This is a genomic window from Verrucomicrobiota bacterium, assembly GCA_037139415.1.
In the GTDB taxonomy this organism is placed as follows: Bacteria; Verrucomicrobiota; Verrucomicrobiia; order Limisphaerales; family Fontisphaeraceae; genus JBAXGN01.
Window position 1 is genome coordinate 20,827 of the sequence record JBAXGN010000006.1, and the last position, 19,045, is coordinate 39,871.

General features: G+C 56.1%; 15 protein-coding genes. 8 read left to right on the forward strand and 7 right to left on the reverse strand.

The window, feature by feature from the left end; genetic code table 11:
- Positions 1-806: 806 nt before the first annotated feature.
- The 5 genes from ccsA to argA all read left to right on the forward strand — a co-directional run bounded on the left by ccsA (position 807) and on the right by argA (position 7,240).
- The gene (ccsA, locus tag WCO56_02005) at positions 807-1,628 is read left to right on the forward strand and encodes a cytochrome c biogenesis protein CcsA (protein ID MEI7728309.1); all 822 of its coding nucleotides are present in this window, start codon (positions 807-809) and stop codon (positions 1,626-1,628) included.
- A gap of 3 nt (positions 1,629-1,631) precedes the next feature.
- Entirely contained in the window at positions 1,632-2,690 is a 1,059-nt protein-coding gene (hemA, locus tag WCO56_02010) for a glutamyl-tRNA reductase (GenBank protein ID MEI7728310.1), read from the forward strand.
- On the forward strand, positions 2,683-3,708 hold the full coding sequence (hemC, locus tag WCO56_02015; GenBank protein MEI7728311.1) for a hydroxymethylbilane synthase: 1,026 nt from the start codon (positions 2,683-2,685) through the stop codon (positions 3,706-3,708). Before hemA ends, hemC begins: the two co-directional genes overlap by 8 nt.
- A gap of 339 nt (positions 3,709-4,047) precedes the next feature.
- Positions 4,048-5,688 carry a sigma 54-interacting transcriptional regulator gene (locus tag WCO56_02020; GenBank protein MEI7728312.1) on the forward strand — a complete coding sequence of 547 codons (1,641 nt, stop codon included), beginning with the start codon at positions 4,048-4,050 and terminating at the stop codon, positions 5,686-5,688.
- 271 nt (positions 5,689-5,959) lie between these two features.
- Positions 5,960-7,240 (forward strand): amino-acid N-acetyltransferase, encoded by a 1,281-nt coding sequence (gene argA, locus WCO56_02025; GenBank protein MEI7728313.1) that lies wholly within the window; start codon positions 5,960-5,962, stop codon positions 7,238-7,240.
- Between the two features lie 41 nt (positions 7,241-7,281).
- Here argA and WCO56_02030 read toward each other — a convergent pair whose 3' ends face one another.
- Positions 7,282-8,283, reverse strand: a complete 1,002-nt coding sequence (locus tag WCO56_02030) for a hypothetical protein (protein ID MEI7728314.1) — start codon at positions 8,281-8,283, stop codon at positions 7,282-7,284.
- A 152-nt stretch (positions 8,284-8,435) separates the two neighbouring features.
- Here WCO56_02030 and WCO56_02035 point away from each other — a divergent pair, with 152 nt between their 5' ends.
- On the forward strand, positions 8,436-9,695 hold the full coding sequence (locus WCO56_02035; protein MEI7728315.1) for a class I SAM-dependent rRNA methyltransferase: 1,260 nt from the start codon (positions 8,436-8,438) through the stop codon (positions 9,693-9,695).
- Positions 9,696-9,759: 64 nt separating this feature from the next.
- On the forward strand, positions 9,760-10,602 hold the full coding sequence (locus WCO56_02040) for a prepilin-type N-terminal cleavage/methylation domain-containing protein (GenBank protein ID MEI7728316.1): 843 nt from the start codon (positions 9,760-9,762) through the stop codon (positions 10,600-10,602).
- Positions 10,603-10,629: 27 nt separating this feature from the next.
- On the opposite strand, the gene WCO56_02045 is transcribed toward WCO56_02040, so the two are convergent.
- The 5 genes from WCO56_02045 to WCO56_02065 all read right to left on the reverse strand — a co-directional run bounded on the left by WCO56_02045 (position 10,630) and on the right by WCO56_02065 (position 16,990).
- Positions 10,630-11,628: a WYL domain-containing protein gene (locus tag WCO56_02045; GenBank protein ID MEI7728317.1), complete on the reverse strand. Its 999-nt coding sequence runs from the start codon at positions 11,626-11,628 to the stop codon at positions 10,630-10,632.
- Between the two features lie 50 nt (positions 11,629-11,678).
- Positions 11,679-12,893, reverse strand: a complete 1,215-nt coding sequence (rho, locus tag WCO56_02050) for a transcription termination factor Rho (GenBank protein MEI7728318.1) — start codon at positions 12,891-12,893, stop codon at positions 11,679-11,681.
- 242 nt (positions 12,894-13,135) lie between these two features.
- Positions 13,136-14,119 (reverse strand): cysteine synthase A, encoded by a 984-nt coding sequence (gene cysK / locus WCO56_02055; protein MEI7728319.1) that lies wholly within the window; start codon positions 14,117-14,119, stop codon positions 13,136-13,138.
- A gap of 71 nt (positions 14,120-14,190) precedes the next feature.
- Positions 14,191-15,012: an MBL fold metallo-hydrolase gene (locus WCO56_02060; GenBank protein MEI7728320.1), complete on the reverse strand. Its 822-nt coding sequence runs from the start codon at positions 15,010-15,012 to the stop codon at positions 14,191-14,193.
- A gap of 109 nt (positions 15,013-15,121) precedes the next feature.
- Positions 15,122-16,990: a hypothetical protein gene (locus tag WCO56_02065; GenBank protein ID MEI7728321.1), complete on the reverse strand. Its 1,869-nt coding sequence runs from the start codon at positions 16,988-16,990 to the stop codon at positions 15,122-15,124.
- Between the two features lie 272 nt (positions 16,991-17,262).
- Here WCO56_02065 and WCO56_02070 point away from each other — a divergent pair, with 272 nt between their 5' ends.
- Complete coding sequence (locus WCO56_02070) at positions 17,263-18,447, forward strand: glycosyltransferase family 61 protein (protein MEI7728322.1); 1,185 nt, start codon at positions 17,263-17,265, stop codon at positions 18,445-18,447.
- A gap of 95 nt (positions 18,448-18,542) precedes the next feature.
- Here WCO56_02070 and WCO56_02075 read toward each other — a convergent pair whose 3' ends face one another.
- Entirely contained in the window at positions 18,543-19,031 is a 489-nt protein-coding gene (locus WCO56_02075; protein ID MEI7728323.1) for a dTDP-4-dehydrorhamnose 3,5-epimerase family protein, read from the reverse strand.
- Positions 19,032-19,045: the final 14 nt, after the last annotated feature.

Here is a 19,045-nt window from a genome sequence, read left to right on the forward strand (position 1 = left end):
TTTGGCACATTTGATGCATTCACTTGTCGCGTTGCGGTAAAGGAGCATTGGTTTTGGCCCGCCTGCGTTTTCTTTCACGTTTTGTATTCATATACAGAGCTTAACCCCAGCGCGGAGGCGAAGCAAGTGCATAAATCAGGCTGGCGCGGGGCTGCAAACTGGAAGGGGACGAAAATGAGCAGATGGTTGGCGGCAGGCTGCGTGCCTGGTCCCACCACCCTGTAGCAGTGGTCGCAGTGAGCCGATTTGAAGTTCTGGGGGCGGGCCTCAGTCCGTGAGGACGCTTTCGTAATCGGGGGTCGGATCCACGTCGTCGCACGACTCGTAGGTCCAATCCCCATCGACAGAACCGGGCGGTGGACGGGCGGATGAGGTGGTTGGCCCCGCCCAGACCCGAATGGCGCTTAGTTTAGGCGCTTGAAATTGCGGGGTTTGTTTTTCCAGTAGCGGTTGTTGTGCGAGGCCGCTTTAAACTGATGGCGCGGCTTGGTGAGCCAGGGATAGGGTTTGGGCCGCCGTTTGACGGCGCGCGACTCTTGCCGGTGTGGACGATCCGGCAACTGGTCGCGCACCAAATTGAGGAGTAAATCCGCCCAGAGCGCCGCCCGCGAATCACGCCAAGGAGCGCGAGTGGGAAAATAAGAAAAAGACAGCAAGGACAGCAAGGACAGCAAGAATGGACCCGGACTGGGACGAATGGGAGGCATAGGAAAACTGATAGGAAATCGGATTTACCTCGTCCCCGCGTCTGGTATTTTACCGCTTGCCGCGAACTGATTACGGAGTACAATTTACGCGTGAACTGGATGACGGATCGTCACACATTTTTAGTAGCGGTGTTATTTTACGGGATTAGCCTGATTTATTCCGGGTTTCTGTTCAGGCGCGGGTTCCGGGAGGATAACCGTATTAATTACTGTGTCTTGTTGGGCGGGTTTGCGTTGCATACCCTGGCGCTATGGGCGCGCGGACAGCTCACCGGCCAATGTCCCTCCAAGAATCTGTATGAGGCCACCGTGTTTTCCAGTTGGGTGGTGGCAGCGGTCTGTTTGGCCGTCAGCTTGTGGCCCCGGTTGCGCTTCATGACGGTATTTGCCTCGCCGATCTTGTTTGCCATGGGTGTGTTTGCCTTGATGCCTTCATTGGATGTCCCGCCCGGCCATGTGGAGCCCAAGGACTTGGTTGCCACGAGTTTGCATGCAGCGCTGGTGTTGTTGTCGTACGGCGCGTTTGGGTTTGCCACGGTGGTCAGCATGATGTTCCTGGTGCAGGAGCACGACTTAAAGTTGCGCAAGGCGCGCGCTCTGTTTGCAATTCTGCCGCCCATTCAACGGTTGGAAACCATTATCACCGAGTTGACTGTGGTGGGGTTTTTCTTGCTGACGGTTGGTTTGGCGGTGGGGGCGATTGGGATTCAACCGGCGCCCGGCGCGCAGTTCAAAGGGGATTTGAAAATCATTTGGTCGGTGTTTGTATGGGTGGTTTACCTGGCTTTGCTGATTCTGCACTGGCGCTTTGCGCAGCGCGGGAGGCGTTTTGCCTGGGGCGTGGCGGGCACCTTTATCTTTGTGATGTTGACATTCTGGGGGGCCAACCTGGCTTCCCGCATCCATAATCCAAATCCATAACCCATGTCTGTGGTTGTCATAGGGCTCAGTCATCGCACCGCTCCGGTGGAGTTGCGGGAGCGGTTTGCGTTTGCCGAGGCGTCCATTCCGGCAGCGCTTCAGGAACTGCGCACGATGGGGGCGGCGGATGAATCGGTGATCGTATCCACGTGCAATCGCGTGGAGATCTACGCGGCCACGACGATGGAAGCAGCACGGGCCATCGAAACGATGGTCAAATTTCTCCGGCAAAAAGCCGGGCACGAAGATCCGCTGACGGATGAGATCTACACCATGCCGGAGCCCCAGAGCCTCGAGCATCTGTTCAAGGTGGCGTGCGGGCTGGACTCCATGGTTTTGGGGGAAACGGAAATTCTCGGGCAGCTCAAAAAGGCGTACGACCTGGCACTGCAAAGCGGCGGCACCGGATCGAAGTTGAACAAGGCATTCCAGCGCGCCTTCAACGCCGCCAAGTATGTGCGCACCCACACTAACATTCAGCGCGGCAGTGTGTCGGTGGCCTCTGTGGGGGTGGAGTTGGCGCAAAAAATCTTTTCCTCGTTGGGCGATCGGCAGGTCATGGTTTTGGGTGCCGGCGATACGAGCGAAAAGGCGGCGCGCGCGCTGTTGTCGCGGGGCGCTCATAGCGTCCTTGTTTCCAATCGCTCCTATGATCGGGCGTTGGCCTTGGCCACTGAATTGGGTGGCCGTGCCGTCCGCTTCGAGGAGTGGCACACGGAATTTGCCAATGTGGATATTGTGATCAGCAGCACGTCGGCGCCGCATTACATCCTGGACCGCAAGAAACTCGAGCCGCTCATGAAGTTGCGCGAGAATCGGCCATTGCTGCTGGTGGACATTGCAGTGCCGCGGGATATTGATCCCGAAGTCAATACCATGGATAACGTCTATCTCTATAATGTGGATGACTTGCAGGCGATTGCGGAGGATTACCTGCGGCAACGCAAGGATGAGATCGCCCAATGCGAGGAAATCATCCGGAACAAAGTCCGCGAGTTGCTGGACACCTCGCGCCGTCCCCCGTTGCCATCTGGAACCCATCTCGCTACCGAACATGAATAATCGCCCCATTATCATTGCCACACGTGGAAGCGCGCTTGCCCTGGCCCAAGCCAACAACGTATTGGGTCTGTGCCGGGCGGCTTTTCCGGAGCGTGCGTTCGAGATTAAGATTATCAAGACCACCGGCGATAAGCTGCAAACGGCCAGTATGGCCAATCCCAACAGCAGTTTGCCCAAGGGATTGTTTACCAAGGAACTGGAGGTGGCGCTGCTCAATCAGCAGGCTGATCTCGCGGTTCACAGTCTAAAGGATCTTCCCACCGAGTTACCCGCCGGGCTGAAGTTGGGCGCGGTCGGGCCGCGGGCGGATGTGCGGGATGTGCTGGTTTATCGTGATGCAGATTGGGTGCAAAAGCAGAAAAGCGAAGGGCCACCCCAGGAATGGGTGGTCGGGCAACCTCAGCAACGCGGTTGTCCGCCCAAAACCCATCTGAAGGATTTGCCGCCCGGTTTCGTGGTGGCCACGAGCAGCGTGCGGCGCAAGGCGCAAATTCTTGCGAAACGGCCGGACCTCAACGTGGTGGAAATTCGCGGCAATGTGGCGACGCGTCTGCAAAAACTGCATGACCAGGCTGACATCGATGCGACCATCTTGGCGGCAGCCGGTCTCGAACGGCTGCACTTCACCATTGCTGCCAGTGGGCATTTGCACGGTGAGAACATCCCGGAGGGTCTATGTGCCACCCGTCTGGATATCAGGGAAATGCTGCCAGCGGTGGGGCAGGGGGCGGTGGGAATTGAGATTCGCGAGGGCGATGAGCGGATGGAGGCGATTTGCGCGCGGCTGAATCACGAGCCAACCTGGGTGGCCGTGACCGCCGAACGTGCCTTCCTGATGGCGATGGGCGGCGGGTGCCAGACCCCAACGGCAGCCCATGCGCATGTCTCGGGAGCGACCGTACACATGGAGGCATTAAACACGATTGGATCCGCAGCGCATCGTGCGGAGGCGCGGCGTCCGCTGGCGGAGGCGGTGGAATTGGGGCAGTTTTTAGCCGCAGAGTTGAGCGGCAGGTAATTCCAAATCGCTATCAAGCTGAGACTAATCTTCTACTGCCAAGACGCCAGGATAGAAGACACCATTAGTCGCAAAAAGGCACAAAAAACGCAAAAAAGGATGGTATGGTGTAGCTCAAGCCACGGGCTTATCAGAGTATATGCCACGGTTAATTATCCATCGCCCATGGTGTCCGATTTCTGCTGCCAGTCTTGGCTAAATTCGCCCAAACTGAATAAAAGAAAACAGCGTTTAGCAATGGCACCGCTACCATTGCATTCAATCACTTTAGATTTGGCCATTTTACACTATTCTGCCGCCTAGGACTGATTTTGGTATGCCACCTGCTTACCGAAAAGCATGGGAAGTAGTGAAACAAGCTGCCCGTTGCACGATCATGCCGCCTGTCCCGCAGGCGGTGAGGCGTCCGTTTACCATCCTTCTGGGGCACAGGGATGTCGTGTGGTGGATGAATTGAGTCTGTTGTTCGACATTACCTATACGTTGGAAAGCAGCTTGGAATTGCGGAACGTCATACGTCCGGTTTTGCTACGGATGGCGGAGGTCCTGGGTTTGCGCCGCGGGATGATAACGATTCTCAACCGTAATCGCGGCGATTGGGCCATCAGCGAGGCCGTCGGGTTACCCGTGGGCGAAGCGAAGGAGGATTATCTGCAACAATGCCGCGATATTCTCAACCAAGTGGTTAAAACAGGTCAGGCGGTCGTGGTGCCCGATATTCGGAACGAGCCAAGCCTGCGGCCTAGCCGCACAGGTGAGGGCGATGGCACGGGGGCGACACCCGAGACTGGCCTCATCGCGTTCCTGTGTGTTCCCATTAAATTTGGCGACGAAGTGGTGGGCGGTTTGAGCGTGGAACGGAGTGAAAATGCGCGTTCCAACTTGGCGGCGGATCGCCGTTTGCTTTCGCTCATTGCCAACTCGATCGCCCAGACCGTGCATTTCCACCGTGACACCCACGAGAAGCTGGATGCCTTGAAGGTGGAAAACGAGCGACTGCAAGAGCAAATTAAAAGCAGCTTTCGGCCACAGCACATTATTGGCAATTCCAACGCCATGCGCACGGTGTATCTGCACATCGAGCAAGTGGCCAACAGCATCACGACGGTCCTCATCCGGGGTGAAAGCGGCACCGGCAAAGAGCTGGTCGCGCGCGCGCTGCATGAGCAAAGCCCGAGAAAAAGCAAGGGGTTCGTCAAGTTTAATTGCGCGGCGTTGCCGGAATCTATCATAGAAAGCGAGTTGTTCGGCCATGAGCGCGGCGCATTCACCGGGGCCATCGCCATGCGCAAGGGGCGTTTCGAGATCGCCAGTGGCGGCACCATGTTTCTGGATGAAATCGGCGATGTCACTCCGGCCACCCAGGTTAAATTACTGCGTATTCTGCAAGAGAAGGAGTTTGAACGCGTGGGTGGCCATACGCCCATCAAGTGTGACGTGCGTATCATCACCGCCACCAGCCGGAACCTTGAGGAGATGATCGAACAAGGCAAGTTTCGGCCCGACCTGTATTACCGTCTGAATGTCTTTCCCATCTACCTGCCGCCGCTACGCGACCGCAAAGCCGACCTGCTGCTGCTGGCGGATGCGTTTGTGGAAAAGTTCAGCCGTGTGAACAACAAAAACGTGCGGCGCATTTCGACGGCGGCGATTGACCTGCTGATGAGCTACCACTGGCCGGGCAACGTGCGCGAATTGGAAAATTGCATCGAGCGCGCGGTGCTGCTTTGCCCCGGGCAATCCATTGAGGCGCATCATCTGCCGCCCACGCTGCAAAAGAAGGCCCCGACCGAAACTGGCCCGTCCGGCACCCTGGATACCGCGGTCGCCGCGCTCGAATATGAAATGATTGTGGCGGAACTCAAAAGTTGCGATGGCAACATGTCCAAAGCCGCGCGTAACCTGGGGTTGACCGAACGCCAAATGGGCCTGCGCATAAAAAAATACGGCGTGGACTTCAAACGTTTTCGTCCGGCTTAAGGTTGGCAGCGGTCCCCGGTATATCGCGGTTCACATAGCCACCAATGGGTGGCGGTTGGTGGGTTTATTCCGTTCCGCCCCAGCTTGCTGCCAGTCCGTTTATCCGCAATATCGCGTTCGCCATGTTTCATTTTTTTCATTTTATGATTGAATATATTCCTTCACTGGTCTTAAAGCATAGCCTGCATGGTTTGCCATGGGTGAATTGTGCTGCCAGCGGCCCAATAACTGGGAATAACCTGACAACGATAACTGTTACCGAAAGCGAAACGTGAAACTGACTGACCTGCGCGGGATACTGCAATACATTCCGCGATTTCGAGAGAAGACGTTCATCCTGGCTGTGGATGGGGTGATCGTCACGGGGGAAAACTTTGCCAATTTACTGCTCGATGTGGCGGTGCTCCGCTCGCTCAGCATTCGCGTCGTGATTGTGCATGGCGCCTCGGCGCAGATCAAAGCCTTGGGCGAGGCGCAGAATGTCACCCCCTCGGACCTCGAAGGTTCCGGGGTAACCGATGAGGCGACCTTGAACCTGTCGCTGACGGCCGCGAACCGGTTGACACACGAAATTCTGGAGGGGTTGTCCACGAATGATTTGCGGGCCGTGTGCCCCAACGCCATCATCGCTCACCCATTGGGCATTCTGCACAGTGTGGACCACCTCTTTACCGGCAAGGTCGAACGGGTGGATGGCGAATTGCTGCAAACCCTGCTCGCCCAAGGCATCGTGCCGGTCATTCCGCCGCTTGGTTTTGACGGTGATGGCAAAACGTATCGGGTAAATTCGGATCATGTCGCGGTGGCGGTCGGTGAATCGCTGAAGGCAGCCAAGCTCATCTTTATCACCAACGTGGATGGGCTGATCGTCAAGGGGCAGTTGGTCCGGCAAATCCTCGGCAGTGAATTGGATCAATTGTTGTCCAGCCGCAAATCGGAGGTTGCGCCGGAGTCGCAGTCCAAGGCGACGTTTGCCGCGCAAGCCATTCGGGCCGGTGTGCCGCGGGTGCATATCATCAACGGCAAAGAGGATATGGGGTTGTTGGCGGAGGTGTTTTCCAACGAAGGTATTGGCACCCTGATTTATGCCAACGAATACCAGCAGGTTCGGCGGGCCATGAAAAAGGACATTCGCCACATCCTGCTGTTGACCAAGCACTCGGTGGAAAGCGAGGAGTTACTCAAGCGGACGCGACCGATGATCGAAAAGCAGCTCAACGACTATTACATTTTTGAAATTGATAAGAATCCGGTGGCTTGCGTGGCGCTGCACCTGTATCCCGAAAAAAACATGGGGGAATTGGCCTGCCTGTTTGTGAGTCCCTCGCATGAAAACCAAGGGATCGGACAAAAGTTGGTGCAGTATCTTGAAAGCAAAGGGCGGGAGATGGGGTTGGACGCCATTTTTGCCTTGTCCACCCAGGCGTTTACGTATTTTCAATCCAAGGGCGGATTTGTGGAAGGCACGCCGGAAGATTTGCCGCCGTCGCGACGCGAGAAATACGAGCAAAGCGGACGCAAATCAAAGGTGTTGATCCGCAAGCTGAAATAAGTTGGAGATAACCGGTCAGCGCAGCGTCGGTCCTCGCCTGATTACCGGTTGACTTTGAGGATCATGGGCGGCTGATTGTTGACTTGGATGGTGACTTGGTCCTGGGCGATGTCGAGGCATTTAACGATACATTTTTGGCCGGCGGCAATGACTTCGGCGCTTTCATTCTTGAGGATTAACACCCCGTTAAGGAACACGCGGGAGCGCTCGCCGGCAATCATCACGCCGTTAATCTTAAACAGTTGGTTTTTGGCATCCTCGGCCTGGGGGGACAGTTTGGTTTCCGCGCCCGCGCCCGCGGTGGGGGACTTGGTGAGCACTGTGGTCTGCAAGCGCTGTTGCAGTTGCGTGAAGAGGTTGGTTTGTTGGTGGAACTTGACCATGGCTTGCGCAAATGCAGCCTGGCGTTTCAGGTCCAACTGGCGCACTTCCACCAAGTTGCTGCGGCTGGTGGTTAGCACGCGCGTGACGATCGACTGGTACTGTTCGGCACTGGCGTGCAATTCAGGCGAGATGGCGACGACCCAGGTGGTGGCCTCCGTAAACCCTCGCTCTCGCGATTCGGCCCCGGGATTGCGCAGAATGGCGTATTTCATGGAATTGGTGAGGCGGGTAAACTCGGCATCCTTGTCGCGGATCAGGGCATTGGTGAGGGAACGGAATTGGTCCATGGCCAACGCCTTGCGCATGGCGGCGTGGTCCGCCAAGGCGGGAACTTGTTTGCCGATGACGGTGGCCATCTCTTGGGCCAGCTCAAAATAGGACGGCATGACATCGGGATGACGATTCAGGCCGGCGATGACGGTGTTGTATTGTTTCCAAGTCCAGTCATCCGGACCGTCGGAAACTTTGGATTCCGATTTCGCCGTGTTGCTTTTGGACGCCTTGGTGCCAGGTAAAGTGGCCACGGCCGGTTTGGTTTGGGCGGAGGCCGACTTGATGGGGGGTGGATTTTCCGAGTTCGCCGGTTTTTTGCAGGCAGACAACGCCAACAACGCCCAGATTAGGGCGCTCGAAAAGAAAATCCAACCACGTTGTTTCATTGAGGAAAGGATGCCACAAAATCGGTGGTTGGCACGGAAAAAATGGGGGCATAATTCGCTTGATAAAATCGCGGATGGGCCGCAAGGTAATTTGCCGACAGCAAATTCTATGAGAACTTGGCCGCGCAGAGATTGAAGCTATGATGCCCCCCATGAAATATCCCGGAAGAAGTCATCCTCCCGGCGACGTTAAGTTGCCGCCGCGCTATATGCGCAAGCTCGCCCCCCCGGTCGGCAGCGAAAGTTGGATCAAACCGTGGGCGCAATTGCGGACTTTTAATTTTCATCCGTCGCTTTTCCCTGCCATGGTTGGCGCGGTATCGCCTGAAGCCACACCGGGCGGGTTGGTGGCGGTGTATGACAAGGAGGGAAAGCACTTTGGCACCGGCATGTTCAATCCCACCGCGCGCGTGCCGCTGCGGGTGTTTCATCACGGGCCGGAGCCGGTGGGGGAAGACCACTTGGATCGTTCCGTGGAGCAAGCGCTGGCCATGCGCTTGGACATATTCAAGTTACCGGAGCAAACGGATGCGTTTCGGGTGATCAACTCGGATGGGGACGCGTTGGGCGGCTTGATCATAGACCGCTATGCCGACGTATTGAGCATTGAAGTGCATAGTCTGGGCATTTACCAGCGTCTGCCGCGCTGGCTGCCCATGCTGCACGCGCGCCTGGGCACCAAACGCATCCGGTTGACGGTGGATTCGTATGTCGCCAAGGTGGAGGGCATCCGCGATTTGCCGGAGATACCGAGCGACGCGGTGCGCAAGGTGCATGTGCGCGAGCATGGGTTGCGTTACGAGGTGGATTTCGCGGAGGGCCACAAGACCGGCTTTTTCTGCGATCAACGGGATAACCGTCTAAAGTTCGCCCGGATGGTGCAGGGCCGGCGGGTGTTGGACTTGTGCTGTTATACTGGTGGCTTTTCCGTGGGCGCGGCGGTGTTGGGCAAGTCGGAGGATGTCACCGGGGTGGATTTGGACGAGGACGCCATCGCTCAGGCGCGACGCAACGGGAACCTGAACCACCAGAACCGGATTCAATGGGTGCATGCAGACGCGTTCACGTATGCGCGGCAGATGTACAAGAACGGCCAACGCTGGCCGGTGGTGATGTTGGACCCACCCAAGCTGATGGAGAGCCGTGAAACGGAATGGGAGGGCTGGCGCAAGTACGAGGACCTGAATGGACTGGGCATTGCGCTGGTGGAACCGGGCGGTTTGCTGGTAACCTGTTCGTGCTCCGGGCTGGTTTCAATGGAGGAGTTTGAGCACGTGGTGATTCGTGCTGCGCATAAGCAGCACCGGCGCTTGCAAATTTTCGACCGGACCGGCGCCGGGCCGGACCACCCGATGATGTCGAACTGCCCGGAGAGCCAGTACTTGAAAGTGATCTGGAGTTTGGTGCGCTGAAAAGCACCTTAATAACGGTTGCAATTTCAGCGGGTATCGGTTATGTTCAACATAAGATTGGGACATGAACAACCGCGATCGTAACGGAACCACGGCAGACAAACACGTGGGGCGAGGGTGCTGTACCGGCCACAACGGATCGGCGCTCGGGTTCACGCTCATTGAGTTGCTGGTTGTGATTGCCATAATAGCGATTCTCGCAAGCCTGCTGTTGCCCGCGATGGCTGGCGCCAAAGCTCGAGGAATTTCCATTACCTGCCTGAACAATCTTAAGCAGTTGCAGTATTGTTGGCACATGTACGCCCATGATAATGAGGACGTGATACCGCCGAATAATTTCGTTTTCGGAGTGGTGATGGGCACCACCAACGGGCCATCCCTTAAGGAGAGTGATATGTCCTGGTTTAGTGGTATCGCACCCCAGGACACCAACGTAATCACTGCTGGCAACTCACTCTTGTTCAACTATAATCAAAGCCAGTCCATTTATCATTGCCCGGCTGATCAATCCACAGTGGACGGCTTCCCGCAGGTACTACGCAATCGCAGCTACAACGTTAGTAATAGCGCAAATTGCCACGCCGCCGATGGCTTTCGCCTATACAACGAGATTTCAAATCCGGCCAGCTTGTTCACGTTCATTGACACCCACGAGGATACCATCTGGGATACCACGTTCGGCGTGATCAGCCAGACTGATTTTTGGCGTGATTACTGGTTGGATATCCCGGCGGATCGCCACATGCAAGGGGCGAACATCGCCTTTGCCGACGGTCATGCGGAACATTGGAAGTGGCGGGTGCCAAAACCCGGGATGGCCATTTTTTGCCAACGTGCTTATAATAACGATGACTTGCAGGATTTGCGCCGTCTCCAGCAGCATATCAAGGGCGCCGGTGGTAACTGACGGGCGGCGGCACGGGTTTTGAGAAAATTACTTGAGCAGGCGTCGCGCGGCGGTGCGCACGGCGTCGGCAAGTTCGGCAGGGGATAACACGCGGCAATGCCCCCCCCAGCTTAGCACCCAGCGTTCGATCTCCACCAAGCTCGACAACTGCATCCGTAATTCCAGGCCACCCTCGGCCAAAGCCGTGAGCTGTTGCGATTCATGCCATTTCTTTTCGCGCACGATCTGGGCCACCGAGGCATCAAAGTGCAGCACCACCTCATAGCGGCCCGCTCCGGTGTGAACACCAAAGCTGTCGCGCAGCCGTTTTTCGAGGGAGAAGCGGGCGGGACGCGCGAACGTCTGCCCGGTATGCCGCACGGATTGCATTCGCGCTGGAACGAACGTCCGAATATCCTTGCGCAAATGATCATACGCGAAGAGAAACCACTCTCCGTTGATGTTGGCGAGGTGATACGGGTCCACCACGCGCGTTTCCGCCTCCGGGGCGCCCGGTTTTTTGTACTTCAATTCGAGCTGCCGCTGGTGGGCGGTGGCGTCCGCCAGCAGCTTGAAAACCTCCAGATTGAGAATTGGTTCGGCGCGATGCCGGAAGGAGATGGTCTGCCCCAAATCGGCCAGGTTGATGGAAATGGTATCCGGCAGGGCGGAAGCGACTTTTTTAATGGCTCCCAACAGCGGTTTTTCAAAGTTCGTGCCGCGATATTGTTCCAGTGCCTTTTCCGCCACCACCAATGCGAATAACTCACCTTCAGTGATTTGCAGGGAGGGAAAGGAGGTTACTTCCTGCGTGTAATAAAACCCGTTGCGAGCGGGGTCAAAATCAATGGGTAACTCCATGCGGTCCCGCATGAAGGCCAAGTCGCGGGAGATGGTTTTATAGCTGACCTCGAGTTGCGCGGCCAAGGTGTATGCATTGGGAAAACGGCCGGCCACCAATTCCTGGTGAACACGCTGCATGCGCTCCAAGGGCGGACGCGATCCCGCCCGAATCATGGGTTTGAAACTTTTGGAGGCGTGTTTCACGGATCAACGTAACCGACCCGGGGTTCGGCGGATGGAGCCGTGGAACCGGTCTATTGCCCGCGTTCAAGCCGGGTCAGCAATTCGTCGTTGGTCTTGTGCTTTTTGCAGGCGGCCAACAGCGTTTCCATGGCTTCCACTGGATTGAGGTCCACCATCATGCGGCGGAGCTTGCGCACGGCTTCGATCTGGTTGGGCGGGAATAATTTTTCCTCTTTGCGGGTGCCGCTCTTGGGAATATCAATTGCCGGGAACAGGCGGCGATCGGAGAGTTTACGGTCCAGAATCAATTCCATGTTACCGGTGCCCTTAAATTCCTGAAAGATCAGTTCATCCATGCGGCTGCCGGTATCCACCAACGCGGTGGCAATGATGGTCAGCGAGCCGCCGCCTTCAATTTTACGGGCGGAGGCAAACATCTTGCGGGGGATTTCCAGCGCACGGGCATCCACACCGCCGGTCATCGTGCGTCCGCTGCCGCCATGCACACTGTTGTAAGCGCGGGCGACGCGGGTGAGCGAATCAAGCAGCACAAACACATCCTTGCCCGACTCCACCAAGCGCCGGCAACGTTCAATCATGAACCGGGAGAGGCGCACATGGGTTTCCAAATCCTGATCATTGGAAGAGGCCACCACTTCCGCTTTGACGGAGCGTTGGAAATCGGTCACTTCCTCGGGGCGTTCGTCAATCAGCAGCACCAGCACCTGGACTTCGGGGTGATTCGCGGCCACTGCGTTGGCAATCTGCTTGAGTACCGTGGTTTTGCCCGTGCGCGGCGGAGCCACAATCAACCCGCGGGTACCCTTGCCAATCGGGGTCACCAAGTCAATGATGCGGCTCTCGAGCAGGTCGGGGGTAGTTTCCAATTTGAATTTCTCGATGGGATCAATGGTGGTCAAGTTTTCATACCGGACTGATTTGGTATAATCGGAAAACGGCATCCCGTTCACCTTGTCCACCGTTTTCAACTGCGGACTGCTGCCGCGATGCGGGGGTTGCAAAGCACCTTCCACTTGGCACCCTTCCCGCAGGAAGCTCTTCTTGATGGTGTCCGGGGTGACGAAAATATCGGTCGGCTTGGGCTGAAAATGCCCCTGTTGTGACCGCAGGAACCCGAAGCCCTTTTCGGAAATTTCAAGAAAACCGGAACCTGTTTCCGGTATGTTGGCGCTTTGCGCTGTACTCATATTTGTTACTTTTTTATGCAAACGTTGGTGTCGTCTTGGGTTTAAAAAAACTACCCTTCGAACTCTTGAATGAATCATGGAACAAACTGGCGAACCGAATAGCTTAAAAAACGAGCCCGCCGCCAGATATTGACCTGCGACGTGCCCAAGCTAACGCCATTTAACGTGGCGTGCAACTAAATTTTTCCAGAATTTTGCGAGGCTAGTCACAAGCCCCCGTTGAGATTGGTCGCAATTTGACCGGATTAACACTACCAAAACAGCCTACGGCAGCCTTGATTCGCCCAAAGGTTCACCTTGGGGGTGAGACTCGCAAGGGGTTAAGCCCCCACTTCCGCCCGTGCCTCGGCAGCGAGTGGCGTGCTCAGATAACGCTCTCCCGTTGAACAGGCGATGGTAACAATCAATTTGCCCTTATTTTCTGGCAATTTGGCCAGTTCGATTGCTGCCCAGACATTGGCGCCGGTGGAAATTCCTACCAAGATACCCTCTTCCTTTGCCAGTCGTCTTGCCATTGCAAATGCGTCATCATTAGCTACTTGCACGCATTCAACAATTTGAGGATTGCCTTTGCTGTCTTTCAAATGGAGGTTTTTGGGCACGAATCCGGCACCCGTACCCTGAATCTTGTGCGGGCCTGGTTTGATTGGCTGTCCGGCCAGCGTCTGGGAGATCACCGGAGAGTCCTTGGGTTCCACAGCGACCGCTTTGAAACTGGCACGCAGCGGTTTGATGGTTTCCGTGATGCCGGTGATGGTGCCGCCAGTGCCCACCGCCGAAACTAAAATATCCACTTTACCATCTGTGTCTTCCCAAATTTCCTTGGCGGTCGTTTGGCGATGGATTTCCGGGTTGGCAGGATTATCAAATTGCATTGGTATCCAGGCATTTTTCGTTTCCTTGGCAATTTGTTCGGCTCGGGAAATAGCACCGCGCATGCCCTCAGCGCCGGGCGTCAGGACCAGTTTCGCACCAAGCATTGCCAGCAGCGTGCGCCGCTCCAGCGACATGGTTTCTGGCATGGTCAGGATCAATTTATACCCTCTGGCGGCGCAGACGAAAGCCAGGGCGATCCCGGTATTTCCGCTGGTGGGCTCGACAATGACGGTGTCCTTGGTGACTAAGCCACGCTTCTCCGCATCAGCAATCATGGACATGCCAATGCGATCTTTGACACTGCCCAAGGGATTAAAAAACTCGCATTTCAGTAAAATGGTGGCTGGCAGACCAGCCGTAACCTTGTTCAGGCGCACCAAAGGGGTGCGACCAACCGTTTCCACAATGTCGTTATAAATCTTACCCATAAGTGTTACATTAGTTATCTGATTGACTTGGTTAAAGTTGGTGTGGATTCGTATTTTTGCAAGTTTCTTTTTCACCAAAACGGATTATTCGTTTTCTCCTGTTCCACGGTGGTAAACGGACCATGCCCGGGACAGATCAAGGTTTCGTCAGGAAGCGAAAAAATCTGCTGGCGAACCTTGGCACGCGCCAATTCTCCGACCCCTGGGGCCTTGCCCATGGAGCCAGCGAAGAGGGCGTCTCCCACGATGGCCAAATTCGGCGCGTCTTCGGGCCAGTTGCCAACGATATAGGTGACGCCGTCTTCCGCGTGTCCGGGCGTATCACGATTGGTGATGCGCAAGCTGCCGAGATGGAGAAAGTCATTCGCCCGGTTGCGGTGCTGAGGCAGCGCCTCTTTGGCGCCGGTATGCAATAACGCGCGCGGGAACTTTTCCCGGATGGCTGGCAGGCATTGTTGGTGGTCGAAGTGCGAATGGGTAATGAAGAGGTGTTTCAGTTGCAGGTCATTTTCCTGGATGGCCTGGAAAATCGGTTCGGGAGTCAAGCCGGTGTCAAACAATGCGGCTTCCCGGGTGACCTCATCCCAAATCAAATAGCAATGCACGCGGAAACCGTCATCACCGGTGGTAAGGCGGCGCATTTCCCGCCAGATGGATAAATCAGGCTCCGGTGGGGTCCAGCCGTCGGCAATGCGCTGAAGCTTTTCGGGATTTAATCCCAGCAGTTTGGCGGCGTTGGCCAGCTTGGCGTGTTTGGGAAGATCGCCATTTTCCTCGAATATCTGCAATTCCGGCAAGGGCAGTCCGATGGCTTGGGCGACCGCCTCGGCGGTTACCCCATTCATCTGGCGCGCTTTGCGAATGATATCACCCACATGATCTTCCAAATTCATGGAGAGGAATTTAGCGTGAAGTGAGGTTTCGTCCAGTCTGGAGATGCGGAGAAATGCACTTTTATCAAAGCGCCGCCTTGAAAAAGTGAATTACTGCCATTGGGGGGGATTAAGGCTGGCGGAAGGTTTTGCCTGCTTTGTACAATTCCATCAGGGTTCGGTTATTTTCCACGAGGGGAGTTACGCCCTGTTCCACGGAGATATCCACTGCCCGTTGAGCGGTTTTCACTGCCTGCTTGAAGTCGCCGGTCTCCGCATAAGCGGCGGCCAAGGTCCCGACCATGGACGGATAGCGGTAGCCCGTCAGGGAACAGGCATGGAGGGCGTGGCGAACCGCTTCGGCGCCATTGCGCACGCGGCTGTCTTTGGCGGTTGCCAAGCTCCACGCCAGATTGTTCAGCGCCTCTGGATAATCAGGGTGCAACTTTACGGCTTGGGTCAAATGCAGCACCACGTTGACTTTGTTGGTGGTAACGGCGTCCAGAAAGGAACCTAACGCAAACTGGGCGGCGGCTGATTGGGGGCGTATTTTGACGGCTCCCAGAAAGCAGGCATACGTTTCCTCGGGTTTGTTTTCCTGCGCGCTCAATTCGCCAACATTCAGAATGCATTGGACGCGATTCGGCGATATTTTTGCCGATGCCAGGAACGCTTTTTTGGCCTCGTCGGTACGCCCTTCCGCCATGAGTGCTTTGCCCCAGAAAAGCAGCGCGGTGGCGTTATACTGGGTCCGGTCATTGGCGTGGGTAAACAAGGCGCGGCTGTTGCTCCAGTAACGAAGTTGGTAGTGGTTCAAGCAGACGCACGCGATTATCAGGCCGGTGCCTGCCAACCCCCAGAGGGTGGCTTGGTGTGGTTGCTGTTCCGCGCGATCCCGCAGCCACCAGCTCACCAGGATTACCATGCCGATCAGCGGGTAATACATGAAATGATCCGCCAACGGTTGTTCGCTAATTTGCACCAGGCCGATGACTGGCAGCAACAGCGCAAACAACCAAAGCCATCCGGCCCGCAAGAAGGGCTGGCGCTGCGCATACGAGAATAGGAAGGCGGTGAGCGAGACCAACGAGAAAGCCGCAATCAGTGCCACCACCACCGAGATGGGCGGCCAGGGATAGACCACGACGAGCGGGTCCGGCCAGAATACCTTGCCCACATACCGCAGGGATGCCAGCGGGGTGTTAAGTAACCGTGTGAAAAATGGCACGGATAAGACGTCCTCAGAAGCTTTATAAAAACGCACCGCTTGCACCGACAGAAGCAGCGCGACGCCGGAGAGGATCAGGAAGGGGATTTTTTCCATCCAGAAGTGGCGCCATCCGGGCGCGTGGTCGCCGTGAGTCTGGGAGTTCCCCCGATTCAACGGCCAGGCATCCAGCACCAGCAGCCCGAGCGGCAACGTCAACAGCCAAGGATTGGCCATCAGGGCTAGGGCGAAACACAGCACCGCCAGGATGTATTGCAACCATCGGGTTTTGGTTCCCCGCGTGTATCCGGCATAGCACCAGACACACCCGAGGGCAAAGAAGAGGCCCAGCACCTGTTTGCGTTCGGCCACCCAGGCCACCGATTCGATATTCAGCGGATGCACCGCGAACAGGCCCGCAGCCAGCGCGCTGGTCCACAGATGACCGGTTAACCGGAACAGCAGCCAGAACAGCAACACCACATTGGCGGAGTGGAGAATGATGTTGATCGCGTGCTGGCCAAACGGGCCGCTGCCAAACCATTGGCAACCGAGCATCCAGGAAATTCGTGTGAGCGGCTGCCATACCCCGCCATCAAAAGAACGCCACGCCCAAGCCAGGCTTCCCTCGTGAACGCCGCTGAGAACAATCAAGTTGTTGCTGACGGACTCCGGATCAAGGCAGTTCAGATAATCGAAGCCCAAGAGCGGCCAGTATAATGCCAGCACGGCCACCAGCAGCGCAACGCTGAGCAGCCAGGGCCATAGACGTGTTTTCAATGGGTCAGCCATTCGTCATAAGGATTCCGATATTTGCTGTTTAGAAGCAAGGAGAAAGACAGCGGAAAACGTTGCAGTCTGGGATTTGAGACTTGACGGGGCAGGGGTGCCACAATAGTTTGCCGCGCATGGCCGTTATTGCAAGCCAGTGTTTCCTTGCCCCAAGTTTCGGCAAGGCTATGGAAAAGCGCCCCGCTGCCACAGTATTGGCGGCGGGTGGTGGTTTTACCGGCGCGTGGTTCATGCTGGTTTTGTGACTGGGTCTGGCACGCCAATTTTCATCTATGGGTCTTATCGTCAAACTCCGCACGCGCCTTCGGCGGTATCGCAAACTGGCGCTGGCCTGGAATAAATTTCATACGACGTTGCGCAAGTATTGGCTGCAAAGTTTCGCTATGCGGGCGTTGCGCAAGGTTTCCCCGGTAAATTCCCGGTTCGGCCCCGTTAAAGGCGTCTTTTCAGCGTATGAGGAGCTTCGTCAGGGGCGTTTGCGCGGGCGCATTCTGCTCCACGAGCAACCCACCCCGCCAGCCGCTCCGGATTCGTTGCGAAAACGCTGTCGCTTTGATAAGAAACAGGATGAGTGCCAGCCGTGGCCCATTTTTTGGAGTTACCATCCCGAAGCCCGTTTGGTGACTCAAACGCTGGCGTTACAGGATAATCAGAAGCGACTCTGCCTCGAGGCGGTCTTTCGGGATCATTTGCCATACGACCCGGCTTATCAGTATCTGGTCTTGCCGAAGCCGGTGCGGTTGAAAGGGAACTGGACCAGTGTGGTTTCCCGGTGGCAGGACGGCTTTGGGCACTGGTTTTTTGATGTGGTCCCCCGGTTGGCACTGTTGGCCGAGTTCCCGCCCGACACGCAAATCCTGGCACCGCCTGAACTACCTGGTTACCAATGGGAAACGTTGCGCTGGCTGGGTTTGGCCGAACGCGTGCGGCCTACCCCCGAGCGGCACCTGATCTTGGAACATTATTATTTCAGTCCGCCAACCATTCTCACCGGTTGTTATAATCCGTATGGGGTGTTTTTTTTGCGGCGCAGTTTTTTATGCCGGGCCGCCCGTGATTACGAGCCGCCACGCCGTTTTTTTGTGCGGCGGGTGGGTAAAACCCGGGGGATGCTGAATGAAGACGAGGTGGCGGCCTACCTAGAGCGGGCCGGATGGGCCATTGTGAACCCCGAAGGCATGCCGATGGAGAAGCAGATCAAATTATTTGCTGAGGCGGAGGCTGTTTGTGCTGCCCATGGTGCAGCCTTAACCCACTTGGTCTGGGCTCGCCCCGGCTGCCGGGTTTATGAAATCTGCGTGGATAACTATTTAAACGGCTGTTTTGAAGGTCTCGCGGAAGCGGTGGGGAGCCACTACCGCTTCATGGTATGCCCCGGCGACCGGGAAAATCAGTTTCACGTCAGTTTGGCCGAGTTGGAGAAGCTGTTGTTGCCAGAGGACCGCCCAACCCGTTAGCTCGGTTTCCAGACGTGGATCCGTTTATCCCCGGTCATTTACGAGCGGGGTGCCCTTTCAACTTCGTCTCACTGCCAGAGGCCAGTTTGGGGCGCTCAGCCGTCGCACCGGACGTTCCAATCGTACGGGATATCATTTTCAAAGGGCGGGATTCGATATTCATCCGGCGCTTTATAATCATATAGCTCGGTGCAGGTGTTCACAATAATCGCTTCCGTCTCCCCAATGCCCTTAAACCCGTGGACTACCCCGTTGGGAATCTTGACGAGGATTGGATTATGCTCGCCCAGGAAGAATTCATTGACCATTTTGTAAGTCGGGCCGGCCTCGCGATAATCACACAAGACCAATTTGATCATCCCCTTTACCACGGCGAAATTATCAATTTGCTGTTTGTGATAATGCCACGCTTTGACCACTCCGGGATAGGCGGTGGTAATATAAACCTGGCCAAACTTCACGAAATCCGGGTCGTCACAGCGTAATATTTCCATCAAACGTCCGCGTTCGTCAGCGATCACTTTCAAGTTCTTGACGACGACGCCCTCAATTCTTTTCCGGTCGGGTAGTTTAAATTGCTTCATAGAATTTGTTCACG